Annotated in this window: 24 protein-coding genes and 1 pseudogene; 10 read left to right on the plus strand and 15 right to left on the minus strand. The window is 60.8% G+C overall.

Annotated elements, in window-relative coordinates:
- Positions 1-27 precede the first annotated feature (27 nt).
- Complete coding sequence (locus CJZ82_RS15120; protein WP_094556608.1) at positions 28-252, plus strand: hypothetical protein; 225 nt, start codon at positions 28-30, stop codon at positions 250-252.
- Between the two features lie 106 nt (positions 253-358).
- Positions 359-1,048 (plus strand): CPP1-like family protein, encoded by a 690-nt coding sequence (locus CJZ82_RS15125; RefSeq protein WP_094556586.1) that lies wholly within the window; start codon positions 359-361, stop codon positions 1,046-1,048.
- On the opposite strand, the gene hslO is transcribed toward CJZ82_RS15125, so the two are convergent.
- Positions 1,045-1,959: an Hsp33 family molecular chaperone HslO gene (gene hslO, locus CJZ82_RS15130; protein ID WP_094556609.1), complete on the minus strand. Its 915-nt coding sequence runs from the start codon at positions 1,957-1,959 to the stop codon at positions 1,045-1,047. The genes CJZ82_RS15125 and hslO overlap by 4 nt on opposite strands.
- A 19-nt stretch (positions 1,960-1,978) precedes the next feature.
- Complete coding sequence (locus CJZ82_RS15135; protein ID WP_094556587.1) at positions 1,979-2,626, minus strand: ABC transporter ATP-binding protein; 648 nt, start codon at positions 2,624-2,626, stop codon at positions 1,979-1,981.
- 85 nt (positions 2,627-2,711) lie between these two features.
- Here CJZ82_RS15135 and CJZ82_RS15140 point away from each other — a divergent pair, with 85 nt between their 5' ends.
- The gene (locus CJZ82_RS15140) at positions 2,712-3,164 is read left to right on the plus strand and encodes a DUF3531 family protein (protein WP_094556588.1); all 453 of its coding nucleotides are present in this window, start codon (positions 2,712-2,714) and stop codon (positions 3,162-3,164) included.
- 8 nt (positions 3,165-3,172) lie between these two features.
- The gene (locus tag CJZ82_RS15145; protein ID WP_233130287.1) at positions 3,173-3,964 is read left to right on the plus strand and encodes a 16S rRNA (uracil(1498)-N(3))-methyltransferase; all 792 of its coding nucleotides are present in this window, start codon (positions 3,173-3,175) and stop codon (positions 3,962-3,964) included.
- On the opposite strand, the gene CJZ82_RS15150 is transcribed toward CJZ82_RS15145, so the two are convergent.
- Entirely contained in the window at positions 3,930-4,334 is a 405-nt protein-coding gene (locus CJZ82_RS15150) for a hypothetical protein (RefSeq protein WP_094556590.1), read from the minus strand. The two genes, CJZ82_RS15145 and CJZ82_RS15150, sit on opposite strands and share 35 nt — an antisense overlap.
- Before the next feature lie 164 nt (positions 4,335-4,498).
- Between CJZ82_RS15150 and CJZ82_RS15155 the strand changes: the two genes are divergently transcribed.
- Complete coding sequence (locus CJZ82_RS15155) at positions 4,499-5,233, plus strand: DUF92 domain-containing protein (RefSeq protein ID WP_233130288.1); 735 nt, start codon at positions 4,499-4,501, stop codon at positions 5,231-5,233.
- On the opposite strand, the gene CJZ82_RS15160 is transcribed toward CJZ82_RS15155, so the two are convergent.
- On the minus strand, positions 5,151-5,798 hold the full coding sequence (locus CJZ82_RS15160; protein ID WP_094556592.1) for a hypothetical protein: 648 nt from the start codon (positions 5,796-5,798) through the stop codon (positions 5,151-5,153). The two genes, CJZ82_RS15155 and CJZ82_RS15160, sit on opposite strands and share 83 nt — an antisense overlap.
- Positions 5,799-5,966: 168 nt before the next feature.
- On the opposite strand from CJZ82_RS15160, the gene CJZ82_RS18020 reads away from it, so the two are divergent.
- Positions 5,967-7,217 (plus strand): hypothetical protein, encoded by a 1,251-nt coding sequence (locus tag CJZ82_RS18020; RefSeq protein ID WP_233130289.1) that lies wholly within the window; start codon positions 5,967-5,969, stop codon positions 7,215-7,217.
- A gap of 328 nt (positions 7,218-7,545) precedes the next feature.
- On the opposite strand, the gene CJZ82_RS18025 is transcribed toward CJZ82_RS18020, so the two are convergent.
- Positions 7,546-8,199 carry an SHOCT domain-containing protein gene (locus CJZ82_RS18025; RefSeq protein WP_143593696.1) on the minus strand — a complete coding sequence of 218 codons (654 nt, stop codon included), beginning with the start codon at positions 8,197-8,199 and terminating at the stop codon, positions 7,546-7,548.
- A gap of 1,078 nt (positions 8,200-9,277) precedes the next feature.
- Between CJZ82_RS18025 and CJZ82_RS15175 the strand changes: the two genes are divergently transcribed.
- Entirely contained in the window at positions 9,278-9,691 is a 414-nt protein-coding gene (locus tag CJZ82_RS15175) for a hypothetical protein (RefSeq protein WP_094556595.1), read from the plus strand.
- Positions 9,692-10,242: 551 nt separating this feature from the next.
- Here CJZ82_RS15175 and CJZ82_RS18035 read toward each other — a convergent pair.
- The 8 genes from CJZ82_RS18035 to CJZ82_RS18040 all read right to left on the minus strand — a co-directional run bounded on the left by CJZ82_RS18035 (position 10,243) and on the right by CJZ82_RS18040 (position 16,449).
- Positions 10,243-11,322, minus strand: a complete 1,080-nt coding sequence (locus CJZ82_RS18035; RefSeq protein ID WP_143593697.1) for a hypothetical protein — start codon at positions 11,320-11,322, stop codon at positions 10,243-10,245.
- Between the two features lie 1,432 nt (positions 11,323-12,754).
- On the minus strand, positions 12,755-12,934 hold the full coding sequence (locus CJZ82_RS15180; RefSeq protein ID WP_094556596.1) for a hypothetical protein: 180 nt from the start codon (positions 12,932-12,934) through the stop codon (positions 12,755-12,757).
- A gap of 91 nt (positions 12,935-13,025) precedes the next feature.
- Complete coding sequence (locus tag CJZ82_RS15185; RefSeq protein WP_094556597.1) at positions 13,026-13,739, minus strand: GIY-YIG nuclease family protein; 714 nt, start codon at positions 13,737-13,739, stop codon at positions 13,026-13,028.
- A gap of 312 nt (positions 13,740-14,051) precedes the next feature.
- Positions 14,052-14,255 (minus strand): hypothetical protein, encoded by a 204-nt coding sequence (locus tag CJZ82_RS15195; RefSeq protein ID WP_094556599.1) that lies wholly within the window; start codon positions 14,253-14,255, stop codon positions 14,052-14,054.
- A gap of 62 nt (positions 14,256-14,317) precedes the next feature.
- The gene (locus CJZ82_RS15200) at positions 14,318-14,725 is read right to left on the minus strand and encodes a hypothetical protein (RefSeq protein ID WP_094556600.1); all 408 of its coding nucleotides are present in this window, start codon (positions 14,723-14,725) and stop codon (positions 14,318-14,320) included.
- Positions 14,726-14,916: 191 nt separating this feature from the next.
- Positions 14,917-15,057, minus strand: a complete 141-nt coding sequence (locus tag CJZ82_RS18460) for a hypothetical protein (protein ID WP_158218596.1) — start codon at positions 15,055-15,057, stop codon at positions 14,917-14,919.
- A 165-nt stretch (positions 15,058-15,222) separates the two neighbouring features.
- On the minus strand, positions 15,223-15,885 hold the full coding sequence (locus CJZ82_RS15210) for a hypothetical protein (protein ID WP_094556602.1): 663 nt from the start codon (positions 15,883-15,885) through the stop codon (positions 15,223-15,225).
- Between the two features lie 186 nt (positions 15,886-16,071).
- Positions 16,072-16,449 (minus strand): hypothetical protein, encoded by a 378-nt coding sequence (locus CJZ82_RS18040; RefSeq protein WP_143593698.1) that lies wholly within the window; start codon positions 16,447-16,449, stop codon positions 16,072-16,074.
- 198 nt (positions 16,450-16,647) lie between these two features.
- Here CJZ82_RS18040 and CJZ82_RS15215 point away from each other — a divergent pair.
- Positions 16,648-16,755, plus strand: a pseudogene (locus CJZ82_RS15215) (integrase core domain-containing protein); the annotation flags it as partial.
- Between the two features lie 156 nt (positions 16,756-16,911).
- Positions 16,912-17,694, plus strand: a complete 783-nt coding sequence (locus tag CJZ82_RS15220; protein ID WP_094556603.1) for a response regulator transcription factor — start codon at positions 16,912-16,914, stop codon at positions 17,692-17,694.
- A gap of 19 nt (positions 17,695-17,713) precedes the next feature.
- Here CJZ82_RS15220 and CJZ82_RS18465 read toward each other — a convergent pair whose 3' ends face one another.
- Together CJZ82_RS18465 and CJZ82_RS15230 are read right to left on the minus strand one after the other, a co-directional pair.
- Complete coding sequence (locus CJZ82_RS18465) at positions 17,714-17,857, minus strand: hypothetical protein (protein ID WP_158218597.1); 144 nt, start codon at positions 17,855-17,857, stop codon at positions 17,714-17,716.
- A 69-nt stretch (positions 17,858-17,926) separates the two neighbouring features.
- On the minus strand, positions 17,927-18,583 hold the full coding sequence (locus CJZ82_RS15230; RefSeq protein WP_233130290.1) for a thermonuclease family protein: 657 nt from the start codon (positions 18,581-18,583) through the stop codon (positions 17,927-17,929).
- Between the two features lie 528 nt (positions 18,584-19,111).
- Here CJZ82_RS15230 and CJZ82_RS18470 point away from each other — a divergent pair.
- Positions 19,112-20,027 (plus strand): hypothetical protein (locus tag CJZ82_RS18470; protein WP_198949805.1); only part of this gene is annotated, 916 nt, incomplete at its 3' end.

Consider the following 20,027-nt stretch of genomic DNA (forward strand, 5'->3'; position numbering starts at 1 on the left):
TTGCAACGAAAGGTCAAGGTGACGGCCATGCCTCAGCCGATCTGGCTGGTTCGCCCCCGCCGGGATGGAGGGTCTGATTACGTCCGCTTCCTGCCCAGCCATGAAGCCGTGGAGATCCGCGAAGGCAGCCACCTGCCCCCCCAGATGCCCCTGCTCAAGCGACGTCACTGGCTGGCGATCGAGGAAGCCGAGGCCCGGCGCCTTGAGCTGCAGCAGGACGCCGGCTACCACTGCAGCGAACCCCTGTTCTGAGCCGCAACCATCAGGCCATCAGGTCTCATTCAGCCCCTGATGCACAGCGCCTCGCCCCGCGCCTCGATACGCTCGGGCCACGACCCAGCCCCACGCACCGGAGGCCATGACCATCGGTTCTGAACCTGCCCCCAACGGCAGTCCCTACGAAAGGCTCGGTGTCACCCCCGACGCCAGCTTCGATGAGGTGCAGGCGGCCCGCCAGCATCAGCTCGACGCCGTCGCTGACGACCCCCAGGCCCGCGCCAAGGTGGAAGCCGCCTACGACGCGGTGTTGATGGAGCGGCTGCGGGAGCGGCAGCAGGGCAAGGTGAGCAGTGCTGCGGTCAGCGCCTCCAAGCGGGAGGAGATCAAACCGCCGGTGGCCAGGGTCCCCTCCCGGCCTGCCCTGCCCCAGTTGCCCTCCCTGCCCCAGTTCAGCGGCGCCAACAAGCTGCATGCTCCCAGCTTCTCCCTGCCCAACATCGCCCTGGCCGAAGGCCGTGAGCGCTGGTTTCCCCTGGTGGCCGATGGCTTGCTCCTGCTGCTGCTCCTCGTCACCCCGCCGGGTTCAGCCGAAGTGCTGCTGGCCCTGGCCACCGGCGTCACGGTGGTCAATCTCAGGCGCCGCAACGGTCGCTTCCTGGCCGCCGTGGGCTGGAGCTTCGCCCTGCTGAGCGTTGGCCTGCTCCTCGGCGGTCTGCTGACACTGGGGCTCGATCCGTCCCTGCCGCTCGGGCTGCCCCTGTCCTTGCCGCAGGTGCAGAGCCTGCCGGCCCTGATCCTGCTGCTGCTCGGCGCCCTGCTGATCGCCTAAGCCAGGGAGAACTCGGCGATCAGCTCCCGCAGCTCACCTTCCTCCACCCCATACACCTCGTTGCAGAAGTGGCAGGTGAGTTCGGCGCGGCCGTCCTCGCGCAGGATCGCGGCGAGTTCCTGCTCACCCAGCATTCGCAGCGCATTGACACTGCGGCGGCGGGTGCAGGGGCAATGGAAGGTCACATCCTGACGGGCCTCGGCGTCCTCCAGCAGCTGGGGATCGAGGTCGGGGAAGATGTCTTCCAGCAGCAGCTTGAGGTCGTCCTTGCAGGCGGCCAGGCGAGCGCTGAAGCCGCTGATCTCCCGGCAACGATCCTCCAGCAGCGCCACCAGCGCCGGCTCCCGCGCCGCCTTGGGCAGCACCTGCACCAGCACGCCGCCGGCGCAACGCACCCCGCTGCTGTCGATCTGCTCGCCCACGAACACCGCCGAGGGTGTCTGCTCGGAGTGGAGCAGGTAGGAGGCCACATCCTCACCGATGCCGCCGCTCACCAGCTCCACCGTGCTGCTGAACGGCTCCCCCTTGCCCTGGTCGCGCACCACATGCAGGTAGCCGGTGCCGGTGGCCTGGCGGAAGTCGAACTGATGCTGGCCGTCGTCCTCCTCGATCAGGTCGAGCTCCAGGCCCGGATTGCCCACGTAGCCGCGCACGCTGCCGTCGCGGCCCGCATCCACCATCAGCCCGCGCAGGGGTCCATCCGACTGGATGCGCAGGTTCACCCGCCCGTGGGCCACCTTCATCGAGCTGGCCAGCAGCAGGCCGGCCGTCATCGCCCGCCCGAGCAGGGCCGTGGTGAGGTACGAGAGCCCATGGCGCCGCCTGGCATAGCGGCTGGTGACCGTGGTGAGCGCCGCCACCAGGCGTATTCCCCCATCGGCCGCCGTGGCCCGCACCAACTGATCGGGCATCGCTGCGCCCTCCGCCAACTCAGGGCATCGTACGAAGTGCAGGCAGGGCCTGAAGGCTCCCATCGCTCAGCCGCCAGGCCTGCCCCACCACCCCCTGGAACACCTCCGGCTCATGGGTGACCACCAGCAGGGCCCGCTGGCGGCCGAGCTGGGCGATCAGCTGCAGCACCTCGTGGCGCACCGACCAATCCAGCCCGGCGGTGGGCTCATCCAGCAGCAGCAGCTTCGGGTCGCGCAGCAGCTGCACCGCCAGGGCCAGGCGTCGCTGCTGGCCGCCGCTGAGCCGCTCCGGCGCCTGCTGCAACGACACTCCCTGCAGACCCACCTGGCCCAGCACCGCCTCCAGCCGCTCACTGCCCAGCCGCCGCTGCCCCAGCTTCAGCTCCTGGCCCACGCTCAGTCCGAGGAAATGGCGTTCGGGGAACTGGAACACCAGGCCGCTCAGCCAGCGCCGCTGGCGGGCTGTCACCGGCTGGCCCTGCCACAGGATCGTGCCGCCACTGGGTTCCGCCAGCCCGCTGATCAGCTCCAGCAGGGTGCTCTTGCCGCTGCCGCTGCGGCCCGCCACCAGCACCGGCTCACCTACCGGCAGCGTCAGATTGATGTCGCGCAGCACCGGCTCAGGCGTGGTGGCCGGGTGGTAGCGGACCGATCGGAGCTCCAGCATGGGGGACCACGGACCGCACCAGCTTGCAGTAGCCGCCACCGTGTTTGATGGGGGTCACCAGTCGATGCTGAAAGGAGCAACGCACATGGAAATCCGCTTCCGCGAGGTGGATCCGTTCAACTGCTGGATCTGGGTGCGCTTTCCCGAAAATCCCGGTCAGGGAGAGCGGGGCTACGTCGACACTGTCTTCGACAGCTGGTTCTTCCTGGGCAAGCTGGGGGGCTTCAACGCCGAAAGCCTGCAGGTGCATGAGGAGGGGATCGACCTCAGCGCCATGCACTACGACATCGATGCCGCCGAGGCGACCCTCCCCGCCCTGATGCACAGCATGGGTGAACCGGAATACCGCGACGACTGGTGCCGCTGCTGGGTCGACCTGGGCACCAGCGATGGGGTGGCCCTCGATGTGCTCATCAACGCCCTGCGTCAGCTCGACAACGACGTGGTGGAGATCGAGGAGATCGTGATCGGCGGCGTCAATGACGACTGGCCCGTGGAGGAGGTGCCCGAGGCCCTCTTCCCCCACGGGGCCAACTGAGGCCAGTGGTGCGTGAGCTGCGCCGCCTGCTGATCGCCCCCGAGCGGCTGGCGGCTGGCCCCAGCCTGGCGTTGGTCGCCGAGGAGAGCCGCTACCTCAGCCGCGTGCTGCGCTACGGCCCCGGCCAGCGCTTCGCCGTGGCCGATGGCCGGGGGCAGCTCTGGAGCGCCGTGCTGCTCGCTGGGTCCGAGGCCCGGCTCGAGCAACCGCTCGACCAGCCCCTGCAGCGCCAGGAAGCCCCCAGCCCCTGGCTGGAGCTGGCGGTGGCTGTACCCCGGCTCGATTTCGATGTGGTGGTCCGCATGGCCTGCGAGCTGGGGGTGGACCGCCTCCAGCCGCTTGTTGCCGAGCATGGGGCCATCCGCGGCAGCTGGAAGGCGAACCGCTGGCAGACGATCCTGCGCGAGGCCTGCGAGCAGTGCGAACGCCTCTGGCTGCCCCAGCTGCTGGAGCCGCTGGAGGCGATCACCTACCTGAGCGAACCGCGCTCAGGGCTGTCGCTGCTGGCCAGCACCCGGGACGCGGAGTTGCCGTTGGTGGGCGCTGCCCTGGCACAAGGCGCAGCTGGTGATTCAGCTGAGGTAATCCCTGGAGTGGCGCTGGCGATCGGAGCGGAGGGCGGCTGGAGCCCACCCGAAACAGCGGCCGCGCAAGCTGCCGGCTGGCAGGCCGTGAGCCTCGGCCCCCACATCCTGCGCACCTCCACAGCGGCGGTGGCGGGTCTGGCCTCGCTGGTGCAGTGGCGCGAGGCCAGGAGCCTGCCGCTCAGCGGCCGAGCATGCCGCTCGCCATCTCCTTGAACATCCCCAGGTTGGCGCCGGCGCGGCGGCGGGCCTTGGGCAGCGCTCCGGAAGGTGCCAGGCGCTCGGGGGAGAAGGTGACGACGCTGGGGGCCGGCCGGTTCTCCTGCTCCAGGCGCAGCTCAGCGGCGATCGCCTGGGCGGTGGTCAACGCCGGTGCGGCTGAGGTGGCTCCTGCAGCGGCTGAGGTGGCAGCGGCTGCAGGAGCTGCCTGAACTCCAGCGCCCACCGTGGCGGCCGCGGCCGCAGCAGCTTCAGGCTTGGCACTCTTGCCCTTGGCTGGCTTGGCCGCCACGGGGGCCACCACCGCTGGCTTGGCGGTCGCGTCCTTGTCGAGGTTGAGGAAGAACCCCTTGGGCTTGAAGATCATGACGCCGGCCAGCCAGGACGTATGGGCTGATTATCCGCCGAGACGACTCCGCCACCGCCTGCCCTTAGGGGAGTGCAACAGAGGCCTGCCGCGATGCCGGCAGCGGCAGCGCCATCGGCGACGGGGAAACTGGTGGTCTCTGTCTGTCCGCCATGCCTCCCGCCATGCCGCCTGCGGACCAGTGGCTGCTGGCCTTCGGGATCAACACCGTGCTGATCGCCCTGGCCCAGCGGCTGCCGCTGCTCACCAGGGCCGGCTGGGTGCACGCCGGCATCCTCGGCACCCTGCTCTGGGGCTCCCTGGGTTGGCGTGGCTGGCTTGCGGTGGTGCTCTATCTGGCCCTGGGCTCGGCCGTGACCCGGCTGGGAATCCGGCGCAAGCGGGAGCAGGGGCTGGCCGAGGGTCGCGGCGGCCGGCGCGGCCCAGAGAACGTCTGGGGATCGGCGGCCACCGGCGCCGTGCTGGCCCTGCTCACCACCCTGCCAGGAGCGCCTGTTCCCCTGTTGATGCTGGGCTTTGCCGCCAGCTTCGCCGCCAAGCTGGCCGACACCTGCGGCAGCGAGATCGGCAAGCGCTGGGGCCGCACCACCGTGCTGATCACCACCCTGCGGCCGGTGCCCCCAGGCAGCGAAGGGGCCATCAGCCTGGAGGGCTCCCTCGCCAGCCTCGGCGGCAGCACCGTGATGGCCGCGGTCCTGCTGGCCCTCGGCCTGCTGCCCACCGCCAGCGCGGCCCTGCTGGTGGCCGCGGTGGGCCTGGTGGCCACGCTGATCGAGAGCCTGATCGGCGCCACCCTGCAGGGGCGCCTGGTCTGGCTCAGCAATGAACTCGTGAACGGCCTGCAGACCTTGATCGCAGCCCTGCTGGCGATGGGCCTGGCACCGCTGCTGGGGCTCTGAGCGCCGGCCAGACCGGCGGGGCATGGCGGGTCTCGACCAGCTCCATGATCTCTCCGCGCAACAGCAGCACCAGAGCATCGAAGCGCCGCTGAATGACCCGGGCCGGCAGCCCCTGATCCACCCCCAGCCGCCGCCAGGAGGCGCCATGCAGCACCCGCTCCAATAGCAGCTGGCGCTGGCAGGGATCGAGCCGATCCAGCCGGCGGTTCACCCAGCGCTGGTTCTCGCCTTCGCAACACAGCGACTCGTCCTCCCCCTCATGCTCAGCCCGGCGCGACTCCGGCCGCTCCCGAGCCGGCAGCCGATCCAGCAGCGTCCAGCCCCGCTCGTCCCCTTCAGCGGCGGGGGCATCGAGGCTGCAGAGCCGCAGGGCCTGGTGCAGCTCCAGTGCCTCGCGCCAGCGCTGGGGCGAGCAGCCCAGGGCAGCCGCCAGCGCCTCCTCCCCCAGGGCCGGCAGCTGAAGGTGCTGACGCTGTTGCTGCAGGGTCTGGCCGCGGCGGTGCAGCTCACGCAGCTGGCGGGAGCAGCGCAGCGGATGGCCGTGATCGCGCAGGTGGTGCTGCATCGCCCCGCGGATGTAGGGACTAGTGTCAAGACATCAAGCCAAATGACTTTATTCCACCCGGCAGCATCGGAGCGGTGCTGGCAGCTAAGTCGCTAACGCCTGGACCTGACCACAGCCAGCACACAGGAGGTGGATGCGATCGTCCCGGATGGCCGGACCGTGGAGATCATGCGCACCGCCGGCAATGCGAATGCCCTGCGCGGCTGCCCGCCCCATCTGCTGGTCCTGCGGCTTGAGGATGAAGGCACTGACCAGGCGATCAACAACGGCCCCGGCGAACGGGTATGGGCAGCGGCTGGGAAGACCAGCAAGCGAAATGGCCAGCGGCAGATCGGTCTGGCAACGCTGGCCCGCCTACAGCAGGATGTGCCTTCAGCAGATCAGCTCCACCGAGATCTGACCGCCCCTGGAAATCCTCTTTGCAGTCGCAACTGCACCGATGAGCGCCCACACCCCTCAGACGGCCCCAGACAAGCCGCCAGCCACCCATCGGGGCACTCCAAGCTGAAGCACCGCGCCAACGAACCTCTGAGGCCCATCACCAGCAACCAGACAGCCTCCGAGGTGCTCGCCGGCCTGCTCCTTGAGAGCCTCAAGGTGGAAATCAGTATGGCGCCCGAGGGCGTGGCCCTGGCAGGGGCGCTCACGGACTTCCTGATGCCGGATGAGGAGGCGAAGGGGGCTGACGGGCCTCCGCCGCAGCTTCAGTCTTGGAACCCTCGCCATGCCGGCGGATGGGCGACGCCCTCCCTCTGCACCGACCCGGGGACAGCGCCGCTGCGAGAAGCCGATCCCCACGCGAGACTGCGGGTGAAGCGCGGCGAGTCAGTGGTGGTGGCAGAAACCGGTGAGCCCTGTTGGTTCAGGGGCGTGATCGCGGCGCATGACCACTTCAGTGATCCGATTGCGCCCTTGTGCCCCAAATCATCCAAAATAACGCGTTATTCTTGTGATGGTTGTCACAGCATTGCAGTATCAGGAATGTCATTTTACCGCAACAAAATAGACGAAGTAGCTAAGTCCTCAATAATGCTTCGCGCTCTTTTTCTCTCGGCAATTCTATCTAATGTCTGCTTGGCCAAGCCTGCGTACGCTGGATGTGGCGATTGGAGCGGCATGGCCCAAATATGCTACAAAGGGCGTTGCGAGATACAGCGAGGGACGCGTCATTGCTCAAGCGTAGGATCTGGGAATACATTTGAAACCGTTGGTGGCTACCAATTCTGGTACGATGACTATGTTGCCAACCTTCCGACTACTCTTAAGGTGACTCGAATGGAGCAAGTCCTTTGGGAGGGCGCGCCTGAGGATTCCCCGTGGAGTATCTTTGTTTGCGGGGATACGATTTTCCGTAATTCGTGTGATGAGCGGAAGTGGGTCGACCCGCGTACTGGAGCAGTTACAAATGTCTACGAGTAGGGCCTTTTAACAAGTCAATGGCCCCAGCTTGCTCCAATCCCAGCTCACCCATTCGGGGGATCTTCGCAGCTATCCCCCGCTTGGGGGATACATCAGAGGGGCAGCCGGGTGAATGGTGAAGAGGAGCAGGGGCGACCTCTACAACAACCTCAAGATCATGAATACAAGCCAGATTGCCTTTCTAAGGAACCTCTGATAAACCCGATAGAATCAGCACAGGTCAAAGGTTGAGACTGGGAACGGATGGCCATCCCCCTCCAACTGATAGGGGCACCCAGCAACCAGCCTCATATACCAACTTATCGCCACCGGTTCAACAAGCAGAAAGCTACAGACCTAGTGTTTTCTTTCTCAAGGCTTCATGCTCTTCGGAAGTGATGAGACCCTGATCGAGCATCTGCTTGAACTCCTTCAATTGGTCAGTTGATGTAGCAGATGACTGTACCTCGGCCACCTTATTCTCGGTATTCGATTTAATTCCTGGATCTGGCCTCCCGGCATCCACCCATCTGGCCACAAGGGCATTCATGTCCCGTTCGTACGTCTGAGTGCTAAATGCGACCCATATCAAGACCATTACTCCAGGGACAATAAACATGAACAGCCCAAGGATAACAAGGACTGCGACAAGACAACCATTCGGCGCTTCCGGTACGGGGAAGCCCATGGAGCGAGCCCAAGCCACTGCCTTGGCACGATTACTATATGCACTGCCCCCATGTGAGCCCAGGGAACCCAAGGGTCTTCCTCTGTAGATCTCCTTACCACTTGAGTCTCGCAATACAAACTCGCCTTCAACATTCGAAGAGTGTTCAATTGAAGGTGGGCGGCTTTGAGTTATACGACCATAGATCCTGGCTGTCTCAACAATATCTTCAAACTCTTTAAGAGTTAAAACTCTATCAGTAGAGCTGTTGGTTGATTGCTTGGAAGACTCGTCGGCCAGGGAAGGATTTGCAGTCTTGTTGGTTTGGATGTTCATTTCTGGAGCGATGTGATGATGGTAATAGGAGTCATTGGCGTATGGCCTTGTCTGGCACAGAGCATGTAAAGCTTCCTGGCGGCTGCGGAGGTGATTGTTTCGAGTTTGAGCAATACTGGTCGGGCCTTCGATGCCTTTCGATGCGCCACATCAGAAACGAATCGCAGCGACTTGATTCCTCTTGAAGAGTGTTTTGCTCAGGCCGGTCCAACATGGGATCCAAGATCTAGATTAGCAGCTTTTAGTGGCCAATAGTGCACTCTTGGCTTCGGGAACTGATAAGTCAAAGTTAACTGTGTCTTTCAAAAGGGTAAGAATTTGAATTCTTACTCGGCTGTCGTTCTGCCATTTTGATGGCGCAAGAGAGAATATATCAAAGCTTTTGTAGGGCTTAAAGTAACCATGCAGATTCCAGCGATGGGGGCCTGAGTCGTTGTATCTGACCCTAGACATCTGGACACCACCGTGCCCACGCATGTTGATGAATAAGGTGCCATCTGAAGATATTTGGACTTGCGCTCCATACTCTTTGCTTGTTGCTGTACAAGTGACGGTACCTTCAAAGCTGTCCTCCCCTTTATGTATATCCCAGCCCTCCACTGAGCTGATCACAGGGCCTAGCGGCTTGGCATGCGCAAGGTTGGCTGCACTGATGCTGCTGCTGCGACAACCGCAGAAAGAAATGCAGATGACCACTTCATGATCTTGAGAAGGTTGTAGGGGTCTCCCCCCTTGACCTCTTCACCATCTTCCAGGCCTCCCCACCGCCACATCCCCCAGTCGGGGGATATTGCACCGCTATAGGCAAGCTGTGGACAACTAAACGTCTTCTTGACTCCCTACAGGCCAGCCCAGGATCCCCCGATTAGGGGATGTGGTGAAAGGTGCACCCAGGGGATGGTGAAGAGGTCAGAGAGGAAAAGGATCGTTTTCGATTCGCCTCCTTCTCACCCGCACCACCTCCTCTTATGGGTTTCCGTTTCAGCCGGTCCGTTCCCCATCCGCCCTTCCGGAGCCCAGGCCCCTGACCATCACCGCTGGCCCCGAGCGTGTCGGGGCATCAATCGCCAGACAACCAATGAAGCGCCTCCTCCTCGCCGCAGCACTACTGCTGCCTGCAGCACCTGCCTACGCCTACCCACAATGGATGGTGGTCAGTGACGACCGCACAGTCGTCATCGACATCAATTCGATCAAAGACCACGGCCAGGGGGTGCGCTCTGTCGTGATGTCGAATCTGAGCACAAAAAGCATCACGCATGTTGCAATTGCCTGCAAGGAATGGCAATACGCATCTTTCGGCGTTGGCCCACGGCTTATTAGTCCAAGCACTGCAATTGAGGTGGCGGCACTGGCTGTCTGCCCTGGTGATCGCCGTGATGCGGTGCGCAGCGTGATGAAGACGCTGGTGCCGACCAGTGACCCGCTGGAGGACATCCCCCATGCAGTGCCGCCTGTGCTGTCCCCACCCATCCCCAGCCCTATCTACTGATGCCTAGCAAACGCCGTGTCTTCGCTGTCCGTGTTGCCGTTACCACCCCCGCCATCATCGAGGAGATCGCCGCCAGCCACGGCTGCTGGAGCACAGCCTGACCCACCACCACCGCCCAGCCCCTAGCGAATCGCATAAACCCATTCCAACTGACGTCGTTCTCACCGGCACTTGTCGCGGCGCCAGCAACACCAGTGCCTATCGCCTGGCCGGATCTTGTGGGTCCACAGTCAACGCTTCAACCCCCTAACCCAGGCGCTACTACGTCTGATCCGTCAGCGTGGTCTCCATCTCATCGAAGAAGCGCTGGCGACGCGTACTCTTTTTTGCGTAGGTCTGCTCGTAGTCCGTGAAGGCCCAGCTGGAGGGGGCTGCTATCCGTTCTAGTCTCAATCTTGGATCTGGACTGATTTTAGCGGGTTTTTCAGATGTTCCTTGGGTGGCAGACGGCTGCTTGCGGATCTTGCTACCTAATCAAGTCGGGGTTTGGAGCTGGATCAATTCATCATGCTTACTGGAATTTCTAGCTCGGCCCTAAGCAGTTTCGTCTATTACGCGCGGATTGTCAGACCGGTAGGGTTATTCAGGTCAGAATGCAGTATAACTTGATCGGCAGAAACATTCCCATCTGCTCCCGAAGGAAATGCTACTAACCTGCCGGATATATCGGAAGCATAAATCCTTCCAGCCTCATCCACTGCAATCCCAAATGGCTCCATAAAATCGATACTTGAAATAGTACGGGCAGGCGCGACATTTCCATTCGCGCCGGGCGAAAAGATTAAGATTCCGCTTCTCAGGGGATTGGGGTTAGAGGTTGTACTCCGATTGATCACGAATAGTTTATCAGTGCCATCAATCCAGATATGACCAGGATTATCTAGGCCTGAATTGCTTCCAGTTATGCTTATGGTGAATGCTGGAGACACAAAGCTGTTGGCCTGAACCACGAAACCTCTAATCTCGCCTCCATTTGCTTGGGTAGGATCAGAAACAAAAACCATTCCAGATGAGTCCAATGCAATCCCGCACAATGCCGAAAGACCCGTTGCAAGCCCTCCGGAAGGCTGACTTAGCATAGGAGTTGATGGACTAAGTGCTGCACTGGTCGAGAATTCAACTACTGTGCCCTCCCCTTCAATTCCGTTTGCAACCAACACATTGGCGGGATTATTGCGTCTAACTAGTGCAATCGGATTTCTAAGCGAATCTAGGGGAATGACGCCAGGACTAATGCTTACTGATTGGATGGTGAAGAGTGGAGGAGCATCGCCGTGTGCGTCTTCAGCATAAACAGTTATGAATGGCTCGTCGACACCCGGTATCGCAGGACCAAGGTTCGCGACCCATATTCGATTTAATCTGTCAACCGTAACGTCAATTGGGTTTTGCAGGCCAGTAGCATAGCCTTCAATCTTTCTTAGTGGATTAGTACTGATTCTTCCATTCTCATTTAACTCAAAACCCAGAATGCTATTGCCGCCATGATTTGCTACATAGAGCTCTCGCGCCGGTGCACTAAAGGGAGGCGGATTGATTCGAGGAAAGAGTATTCTGCCGACGAATAGAAACCCGGATACAATTGCCACCGCAATTAGGACTAAAAAGCCGTTGGCAATTGAATACTCCATTAGGCCTCTTGAATAGTGAGTATTATTACTACGCAAAATGTACCGCAAACCAGATCCATGTCCTGATTTGCCTCTTGAAAGTTAATGCCTGCCAATTAATCCAATCACAGGATCTTCTTATAGCTTCACTTTTTGCAAAGGCCTCGCCTGGTTAGCAGTAAATCTGCTGATGGCTGGAGCAGCCTTCCCAGCCGGCCATTAGCCAGGAAAGACGAGGCATGCGAGTGGGTGGCGGCGTTTGTCGACTGGTACAGCCACCCGGGCGGCACCGCCACAGCGGCATCAAATTCGTCACGCCCCATCAACCTCACAGCGGAGCCGCCAGCACAATCTGCAAGCAGCGAGCCGATGCCTGCGAGAAGCTCCGTAGGACAAATCCATCACGCTGGAGCCGAACCACCCCGCTGCTTGCACCAACCCGTAGAAGTGTGGATCAACAAGCCACCAGAAGAGCCCGAACCGATCTACGCGTTACCCTTAATTCAAGCCGCCTGAGTGGCAGCCAAGGAGTGACAACCTCCCTGAAAGTCACCGGGCCTGCTTAGACTTGAGGGAACTTACGGATTGGCTTATGCTATCAACGAAAAGACTTACGCGCGCATTCCTTGCCTCACTTGTAACCGCATCTCCTTTTCTGTATCAAGACTCTGTGCTTGGCCAGGTTTTTGACGCCCTCTGCGAAGGTGACACGAAGTGCAAGATTATAGTTGGCGATCAACTTCTCTCGGCAGGCTCAACCAATGTGCCAGCAAATAGAATTATCTCATGGGGTGAGACTGAGGCCAAATCAAAAAGAAAGCCAGAGCTTTGCCTGCTAAGCATCACTGCATGCGCCCTGACTATCTTTCATGATTATCGTTACTATGTTGATTATGCGACGGCTGATGGCGAATTGAGAAAGCTAGACTTCCGGTTTATCAATGACAAGCCTGCTAAGCAGCTGTCTCGCAAGCTGACATCTCTTACCAATCTCGCAAGCGGTCAAACCAGTGAAAAAACTGCGAGTTGGGCTGATGCAAGACGAGGAGAAGTTAAATACCAGAAATTTGTCGAAAGCCTAAATTGCTCACCGACCCTAAAGCCTTACAAGTGTAGCTACAACACATATCTAGAGTCAAATCCCGCTGCCAAGGCGTGGGCCAAGGCCAACCCTTCACTAATACAAAGCCAAATGGTTCTAATGAAGGCAATAGAGGTACTCCCAAAGCCTTAGTCTACACTCATGTAACACGAGAGGCCCCCCATTTCAGGAAAGATGTCACCCAACTTATTCGTACACCCGGGGGCTTGAGGACATGACTAATGCGCGGATATAGCGAGGCCGTCAGGGCTGATGTGAGGAGGTAGATGAGCCCGCCGCACAGGCAGAGCGTGGCCCGGATGTCAGAGGAGTTGGGCACGATCTTATCCGTGAGATGACAGATGCTCGGGCTCAACAGTCACCAGTCGCCTCACCGCCCAGCGCGATCACGACCCGATGCAACTCCTCCATCTGGTCCAAAAGCTCCACTCGCTCCGCTGACGTTGAAGACGGATCGCGGATCTGGGCCATGATCTCCGCAAGCTCCAATAGCAGTGCATCACGCCGAACCAGGCGGTCATCAGGGTCCATCACTCAGTGCCCAGGTCCAGCTCATCGGCCAGGGCCAGCACAGCGCCGAGCGTTAAAGGGATCACTGTACGTTCATGTTTCTGGCTGATCATCACTGACCCATCGCTGCCATCAGCGCAGCAAGCTGAGGGTCAGTCAGGTGGAACAGCTCGCGGTTGCCCGCACCAGTCACTTTCTGGTCTTTGATCTGCCTATGGATGGCCTTTTCGATGGCGACCGCTTGGTCCATGCTCTGCACCTTCATCAGTTGCAGCGTCACGGCTGGCACGGGCAGCACGTTCTGCTCCGCATCACGACGGTCGGGGTTGTTGGTGATGCCTACCTTCAGCCAGCGGGTGCCGTCTGCCAGGGTCCATTGCTTGAGATAGACGAAACCACAGGTCTGTGAGCGTGCGTCGTTGATTGCGGCGGCAATGCTCGCGGCAAGTGCGTTGTCCGCGCCTGCCACTTGCGGGCGGGTGGCTTGGGCAAGCCTGGCTGATTTTTCGGCTTTGAGCTTGGCTTTGATGATGTGGGTTCGGTGCTGCTTTAGTTCTAGTTCTACAACTTCTAATCGCGCTTTGTATTTTTTAAAGAAAGGGAATTCGCTGCTCATGTGCGCCATTCTCTTAAGCAGTTGGTTGATGATGGCGATGGCTTCCTCGGTTTCCGCGAGGGTGAGTTTGCTTGCCTTGAGTCGACATGCCTGGTTGCAACGCGAGGTGGTAGCCGCCTGGCAGTTCCCTGTTGTCCAGCCGAGCAGGTTGGGGGCTGCGATGGGTTCGTAGGCTTTATGTCCCCACGGATCGGGAAGGGCGTCGGTCATGGGTCGGTAGGTGTGGCGTGGAAAGGAATGGGATGCCCCGATTGCTCGGGGCGGGCGTTGGGTCAGGAGGTGCAGCGGAGACAGCGCCACGCCGTCCCCTCTGGCCTCCGCATACAGCCGCCCAACACCGCCACCGCCTGACCTGCCTCCACCTGGGCGATGGTCTCGGGGACGGGAAAGCCGTAGATCACGGGCAGCATGGGGGCAGCGCAACGCGGGCAGAGCGGTGGGTCGGCGGTGGCCATGGGGCGGCTGTAGTGGCGGTGATTGGCTGGATGCCCCGATGCGCTCGGGGCGGGCGGACCGCTGTGGTCAATTCATCAGGGCGCTCAGCCGTTCCTCATCCGCCCAGAAGGCATCAGGATCGTGGGGTGGTTCGGTCGCATCAGCAGGCAGGCGGCTGAACATGCGCAGCTGCGTCATCAGGCGGATGCGCCCTTCACGGCGGCAAAGCTGCTCGTCGGTGAGATCAGGGCGCTCAAGGCGCAGTTCTTCGATCGAGGGGGGCGGTTGCATGGCTGTGGCGAGGGTGGCGGTGAAAGGAATCCCCAGATGCGCTCGGGGCGGTCGGTGGTGGATCAGCGAACCGTGAACATGACGGTGGCGTAGCGGCGGGGCGCGGGTTGGCTCGCAGCGCCGCTGCCCATGCGATAGGTGGTGCGGATCGTGTAGTTGCCGGACTCGGGCAGCCGAACCCCTTGCTTATCGTTTGGGGCGCAGTAGCTGCCGCCGCCGCAGCCCAGCTCACGGCCTGATGGCGTAACGACTGTCCAGGTATAGACCTGTTCGCTGCTAAGCCAGATGCGCTGCCCTTTTGCCATTCCCAGCGCGAAGCTCTTGTCTGCTGTGAACTCGTCATGCCCTGAGGTCACATAGCCTGCCCAAAGTCCTGAGTCAGATCCAGCGGCGAAGCGAATCGGGGTCTGGGCGCAGACAGGGCTTACCGTCAGGGCGACGGCAGCGGCGATGGCGACAAAACGGTTCACGGCTTGATTTGCTGGTGTGAATTGGTGGCTGGACTTACGAGCCTTGGATGCGTCGGACTAGGGGCGACCATGCGGACCCGCATTGAACGCATCACCGTCGGGTACCCACTCTTGAACCGTCTGCATGGCATCCACCTGATCAACTTCCTCGGGTGGCACTGTCTGGTTCTGGGCAGGCTCTGCCAACATGGTCAGATGGCCCTGAACAGCTTGAGCTGGGGCACTGCGTAGTTGGTCACGAACGACCTGTCGATGGTGAACTGAGGCTTGCCCTGCAGCGACTTTTTGTTGGTTCGGTGGTTGAGCCCTGTCGCCAGCGCCCTAACGGTCATCGGTCCATTGGCCATGAGCCGGTGGAACATGAGGTCAATGGTGCTCTGGATGTTGTTGAGCCTGGCGACTTGGTATGAGGCGAACACCCTGGATGTGAGATCAATGAGCTGTGAGTCTGAGAGCGGCATTGTGAATGGTGGGGTGGATTGGATGGATGAGACGATTTATGGCTTGGTGGCCATCGCGGCTTTCTGCTGGCAGATGACGAGCTGAGACGGCCACATACGCATGTGGCGAACAGCAAACTCCCAAGGGCCCAACGCTTGTAAGTCGTTGTGCAGCTCCTCGATAATCGGCACCATGTCCTCAGCGGGCATGGTACGGATCTCGCTAAGACCAACCCAGTGCGCCATGTCGGCTGGGTATTGTGTGCCACCGCGAGTGGCCTCCAGAACTGCTTGCTCCAAGAGGAACGCATCGCGACGAGTGGCGAAAGCGATTCGCAGCCGCTCGTCTCCATACTCCCCTTGAGCGTTGGTGGCTCTGATAGAAGGGTCGATTGAAATGCCGACCTTGCAATGGGTGTCGCTGTAGCGTTTCAGCTTGAACAGGTACAGATAGGTCTTGCACTCAGCGGATACCCGGAAGCGGCCAGTCCTATCGATCACATGCTGCATGTTGTCGGACTTGCAGGTGTTGGCACCGGAGATGCCTGCACCAACGATGCGGCTTCCCATGACGGCGGCGCGTACGCCGTATGCCGCCGCGAGATCGCCGACGGACTCACCACCCAAGTAGCGGTGGCAGATGATTTCAAGCTCGGTTGGCTCGGCGTAGGGGTTGATCAGATCAACCTCAGTGGGGTCGTGGTAACGAGTGATGATCATTGTTGAGAGTGTTTAGATTGGTGGCTGGACTTGCGTGCCTTGGATGCGTCGGGGTAGGGCCTTCTTCACACCCGCATTGAACGCATCACCGTCGGGTACCCATTCTTGAACCGTCTACGTGGCATCCATCCGATCACCACCTCGGATGGCGCTCTCTGGTTCTGGGCAGGCCCTGCCAGCGGGTGATCAATAATTAATGACACCGGAGTAGTCCGGTGCCTCGGGCTCGGTGGTCGCTACTGGCACCTTCAATGCGCGGCGCATCGAGGCCTGGTTTTCACCGGGGCAGATCGCATAGGCCATTACTTCACCGTTTGTCTTCGTCGAAATCGGAAGCCAGCCAGAGCCGGTATTGAACTGCCAGGTTGGGCAATGGAAAGATACGACCACAGCCGGTCCTGATGCGAGGCTAAGAGTTAGTGATTTCACGCCTTTGCCGTGATCTTTTACTGAGTTGAAATCAAAGGAATGCCCTTTGGACAGTGGGACCCACTGGGGGTAGGCCATTGCGGGAGCCGGTGCCAACAGTGCGGCCGCGGCGAAGATGGAAAGAAAGCGGTTCATGGGTTTGCGGTGGTGAAGCGGCGGCGGTGGTTGCTTCGTCCCTTCACAATCCCCCGGACGCCCCCACCGCTACATCCCCCAGCCGGGGGATCACCCGCAAGATCCCCCAAGTGGGGGAGAGATCGATCCCTTCGTGCTGGATCAGCGGGTGTGCCCACGGCGGGTCAGACGGATGACCAACGCGCAACAGCTCCTAGGCGAACCAGTCCCTACACGCCTCGAACAAACGGCAAGGCGGAGCGATTCATCAAGACAATCCTGGCCGAGTGGGCCTACGCGATGGCCTACGCCAATTCAGACGATCGGAACCGGTAGCTACCCAGCTATCTGGCGATCTAAACCGGGCGCAGGTGCCACATGGTCTGGGAAGGTCTTACCCCCTTTGAGCAGCTCAGCCTGCTGCGGGCTGCTGAATGACCTGAAGGGAAATCACACCTAGGATCCGCGAACCCTGGTCCAAGCATGGATCTGACCCATCTCCTGCAGAACATCCCCACGCTGCTGGAGGAGTACGGCCAGCTCCTTGAGGGGAAGACCATCGTGGCCTGCCTCGGCAACACCAGGTGGCTGGGCGCCTTCATCTGCATCAACCCGATCACCGAGCACGTGGTGGGTGCCTCCACCACCGAGGAGGAGGGCTATCAGCACGTGCTGCAGCACAGGCCCCACTTCCTGCTCGTGAGCGAGAGCCTGCATGAGGGGGCGGGGGTGTCGCTGGTGAGGCGCGCCGAGCGGTTCCATCCCGATACACGCACCATCCTGATCACCAACCGGGAGTCCACCGCCGTGATCGGCGAGGCCCTGGAGGCAGGCTGCGATGCGATCTGCTTCGAGACGGAGGACTTCACGCCTGTGTTCCGGATCGTCGCCGGCGGTGGCGTCTACTACCCCAAGGAAGCGGCCAGGGTCCTGCAGCAACAGCAGCAAAGCCAGCGCAGAAGCGATGCGACCCCGGTCGAGAGCCTCACCGAGCGGGAGGTCGAGGTACTCACGGGGGTGATGCTCGGACTCTCTAACAGAAACATCGGCGAGCGGCTGTACGTCTCCGCGGAAACAGTGAAGACCCACGTAGGCAATGTGATCAGCAAGCTCCAGGCGCGAGACCGCACCCATGCCGCCGTTCTGGGCGTGGCTCTGGGGATCCTTTCACTGGAAGCTGCTCTGAACACCGGCCCGGCCTTCAGCCTCTGGGGGGATGGCACGGCTGCAGAAGCCCTGAACAAGGCTTCTTCTCGTGGCTCCTGAGACTGGCCGGCACATTTGATCATTGTGGCTCCACTTCTTCTGCCAATGCCAGCACCGCGCCGAGGACCTGCTCGTAGTCGGCTGCCAGCTCAGTCTTTCGCTCGGGTGTGATCCCTGGCTCTTGAATCCCCCGCACCAATCCAGGCAGGCGTTCGCGCAGCATGGCCAGGCGAGCCAGGCGTGGGTCCAGCTGGCTCATCATTGTCCTGTCCCATCCCACAGGTCAGGCTGATCAGCGAAGGGATTCACAGGCCACCCCATCCCCATTGCGGTCCAGATACGTGTGCCCTTGCCGCAGTAGTTCCTGAGCACGGCCAAAGCTCCCGATGCTTTTGCAGGTGGTCCTGCTGCCAGTGCGCACCACCCCACCCTTGCTGGATGTAAGTGATTCTCTCCCAGCAGGTGTAGACGTCGAATGTCTGGATGGGTTCCGGCGGCTTTGGCGCCAATCCCATGGACGGGTGATACCACCGGTGACAGCCCACACACCAGATCGAGCAAACTCGGCCTGACGTTCGGCTCCCAGGTAGGCGGCCTGATCGCACCTGCTGAGGTACTGCCGGTAGGCGAAAGCTTGGCCGCTGCGGACCATCGCCAAGTTGACGTTCACACCTCCATGGATCACTTCGGCAACGGTGCGGCCATAGCGATCTGTATCGAGAATTCGGAGCGTCACGCCACTGCCCACCGGAGCCAGCCGCTGTAGCTCCTCTCGTGAGGCCATTCCGTAAGGGGCCTGTGCCGTCTCGGGTGCATCAATGCAGGCCAGGCGGATCGTGATGCGGCGGCTGCCATCTGCAACGCGCAGGGTGTCGCCATCACCGATCGAGATGACGGAAGCGGCAGAGGGTGACGCCGATGATGATGAGCTGGCCGCAAGGAGGACCATGGCGGCAATGGGTAGCAGGAGTCTCATTAAGGAGCTGGTGGGGTCTTTCACCCGTATTCCCAGCACGATCTCAGCCTCTCCACCTAATGGTCATCCCCTGATCGGGGGATTTGTCCGTTTATCTGTGTTTTGGCAGGCAAGGAGATTAAATCGCTGCGAACTGGCTGCTGCAGATGCACGGATCGGCGTAATGGCAGATAAGGCAACACAGCATGGTGGCCACAAGGGGCGGTCCTTGGCGAGGCAAGCTGCTCAGTTGATCCCCCGAATGGGGGATGACGAGGTGGGTTGGTGGGTGTGATTGTTAAACAGTCATGTCCATTCCACACGAGACCATGCCATGGGCCCTTCACCTCGAACTGGTTGACTTGTCCTGCGATCTGATGCTCAGGATGGAGACTTCATTGCTTGAGTGACATTCATCTACGCCTCCGAGGCCAGATGAATACTGCCTCTCCTAGTCTCAATCTCTTGCTTTTGCGATCACGATTAAGCACTTTCAATGGATTGTCGAATCATTCAGCTCCCATGACCATGCTTCTCAAGAAGTTAAAATCATGGCGTCGTAGCTCATCCGCTACGAATACCATGATTACAGAAGAGTCTCTGGTAGTACGCTTTGGCGTTTTGCTCAAAGATCTCAAAGAGACCTATGGCTGGTCTGCACTACGCGCCATGTCAGCCGAGGATTTACTCGTGCTCTTGGAGCGATCAGTCCGTAGCGACAATGACCACAGCGCTATGCGCGCCTTCATCTCATGGATTCAGAGCGGCCTTCTGGAGCTGCTTTCAGTCCCACCCCGACAGAGGGACAGGTACTGGCCAGATCTCGCCGTCACGCTTGGTTACTCCACAGATGTGCTGGAGACATCCGCTCGACGGTTGGATCGAGCATTGGGCCTCTCTCGTGGCGACCGTTTCTCTCCTGCGCTCCACGCGGACACTGACGCATCTCGACCCCCTGTTTTCTTTGGGATCCGAATGATGCCTCTGCTGGCTGGGGGGGCCGTGATCATTCTTGCGAGCGGTATGGCTCTCGCCATCCAGATCACCCGCTACCGGCAGGAAGTGCTTCGCCAACAACAGGCCACTCAGGAGCAGAAGGCCGAACTTGATCGGGTCAAACGACAGTTATCGGAGCGAGAGAAGGCCGCCGCCAACCAGCCGACTGCCCGCTCCCTGCCGTCATCGGTACCTGATGAGCTGCCCCGACCATCATTGCCGGCTGGTATGCCAGAACCTCCCATGCCAGCACCAGCGTCGCCCCTTCCCTCCCCCGATACCGCATCTGCGTCCAGCGACCTGCGCTGGGATGGCTGCGAGCAGGGTGGAGACACAGGATCAGCACCGCAAACCGGTGACACTTGGTGGCCGGTTGTCGGTCAATCGGAGTCGCTTGAGGCCGTTCAACGTCACTGCCGTGGCGATGCCTTCCGTAACCGGG

It is taken from the genome of Synechococcus sp. 1G10 (assembly GCF_002252625.1).
GTDB lineage: Bacteria > Cyanobacteriota > Cyanobacteriia > PCC-6307 > Cyanobiaceae > Regnicoccus_A.

Coding starts and splice junctions, on each gene's coding strand:
- CJZ82_RS15120 (WP_094556608.1), top strand. CDS start 28: ATGCCTCAGCCGATCTGGCTGGTTCGCCCCCGCCGGGATGGAGGGTCT.
- CJZ82_RS15125 (WP_094556586.1), top strand. CDS start 359: ATGACCATCGGTTCTGAACCTGCCCCCAACGGCAGTCCCTACGAAAGG.
- hslO (WP_094556609.1), bottom strand. CDS start 1,959: ATGCCCGATCAGTTGGTGCGGGCCACGGCGGCCGATGGGGGAATACGC.
- CJZ82_RS15135 (WP_094556587.1), bottom strand. CDS start 2,626: ATGCTGGAGCTCCGATCGGTCCGCTACCACCCGGCCACCACGCCTGAG.
- CJZ82_RS15140 (WP_094556588.1), top strand. CDS start 2,712: ATGGAAATCCGCTTCCGCGAGGTGGATCCGTTCAACTGCTGGATCTGG.
- CJZ82_RS15150 (WP_094556590.1), bottom strand. CDS start 4,334: ATGATCTTCAAGCCCAAGGGGTTCTTCCTCAACCTCGACAAGGACGCG.
- CJZ82_RS15155 (WP_233130288.1), top strand. CDS start 4,499: ATGCCGCCTGCGGACCAGTGGCTGCTGGCCTTCGGGATCAACACCGTG.
- CJZ82_RS15160 (WP_094556592.1), bottom strand. CDS start 5,798: ATGCAGCACCACCTGCGCGATCACGGCCATCCGCTGCGCTGCTCCCGC.
- CJZ82_RS18020 (WP_233130289.1), top strand. CDS start 5,967: ATGCGCACCGCCGGCAATGCGAATGCCCTGCGCGGCTGCCCGCCCCAT.
- CJZ82_RS18025 (WP_143593696.1), bottom strand. CDS start 8,199: ATGAACATCCAAACCAACAAGACTGCAAATCCTTCCCTGGCCGACGAG.
- CJZ82_RS15175 (WP_094556595.1), top strand. CDS start 9,278: ATGAAGCGCCTCCTCCTCGCCGCAGCACTACTGCTGCCTGCAGCACCT.
- CJZ82_RS18035 (WP_143593697.1), bottom strand. CDS start 11,322: ATGGAGTATTCAATTGCCAACGGCTTTTTAGTCCTAATTGCGGTGGCA.
- CJZ82_RS15180 (WP_094556596.1), bottom strand. CDS start 12,934: ATGGACCCTGATGACCGCCTGGTTCGGCGTGATGCACTGCTATTGGAG.
- CJZ82_RS15185 (WP_094556597.1), bottom strand. CDS start 13,739: ATGACCGACGCCCTTCCCGATCCGTGGGGACATAAAGCCTACGAACCC.
- CJZ82_RS15195 (WP_094556599.1), bottom strand. CDS start 14,255: ATGCAACCGCCCCCCTCGATCGAAGAACTGCGCCTTGAGCGCCCTGAT.
- CJZ82_RS18460 (WP_158218596.1), bottom strand. CDS start 15,057: ATGACCGTTAGGGCGCTGGCGACAGGGCTCAACCACCGAACCAACAAA.
- CJZ82_RS15210 (WP_094556602.1), bottom strand. CDS start 15,885: ATGATCATCACTCGTTACCACGACCCCACTGAGGTTGATCTGATCAAC.
- CJZ82_RS18040 (WP_143593698.1), bottom strand. CDS start 16,449: ATGAACCGCTTTCTTTCCATCTTCGCCGCGGCCGCACTGTTGGCACCG.
- CJZ82_RS15220 (WP_094556603.1), top strand. CDS start 16,912: ATGGATCTGACCCATCTCCTGCAGAACATCCCCACGCTGCTGGAGGAG.
- CJZ82_RS18465 (WP_158218597.1), bottom strand. CDS start 17,857: ATGCTGCGCGAACGCCTGCCTGGATTGGTGCGGGGGATTCAAGAGCCA.
- CJZ82_RS15230 (WP_233130290.1), bottom strand. CDS start 18,583: ATGGTCCTCCTTGCGGCCAGCTCATCATCATCGGCGTCACCCTCTGCC.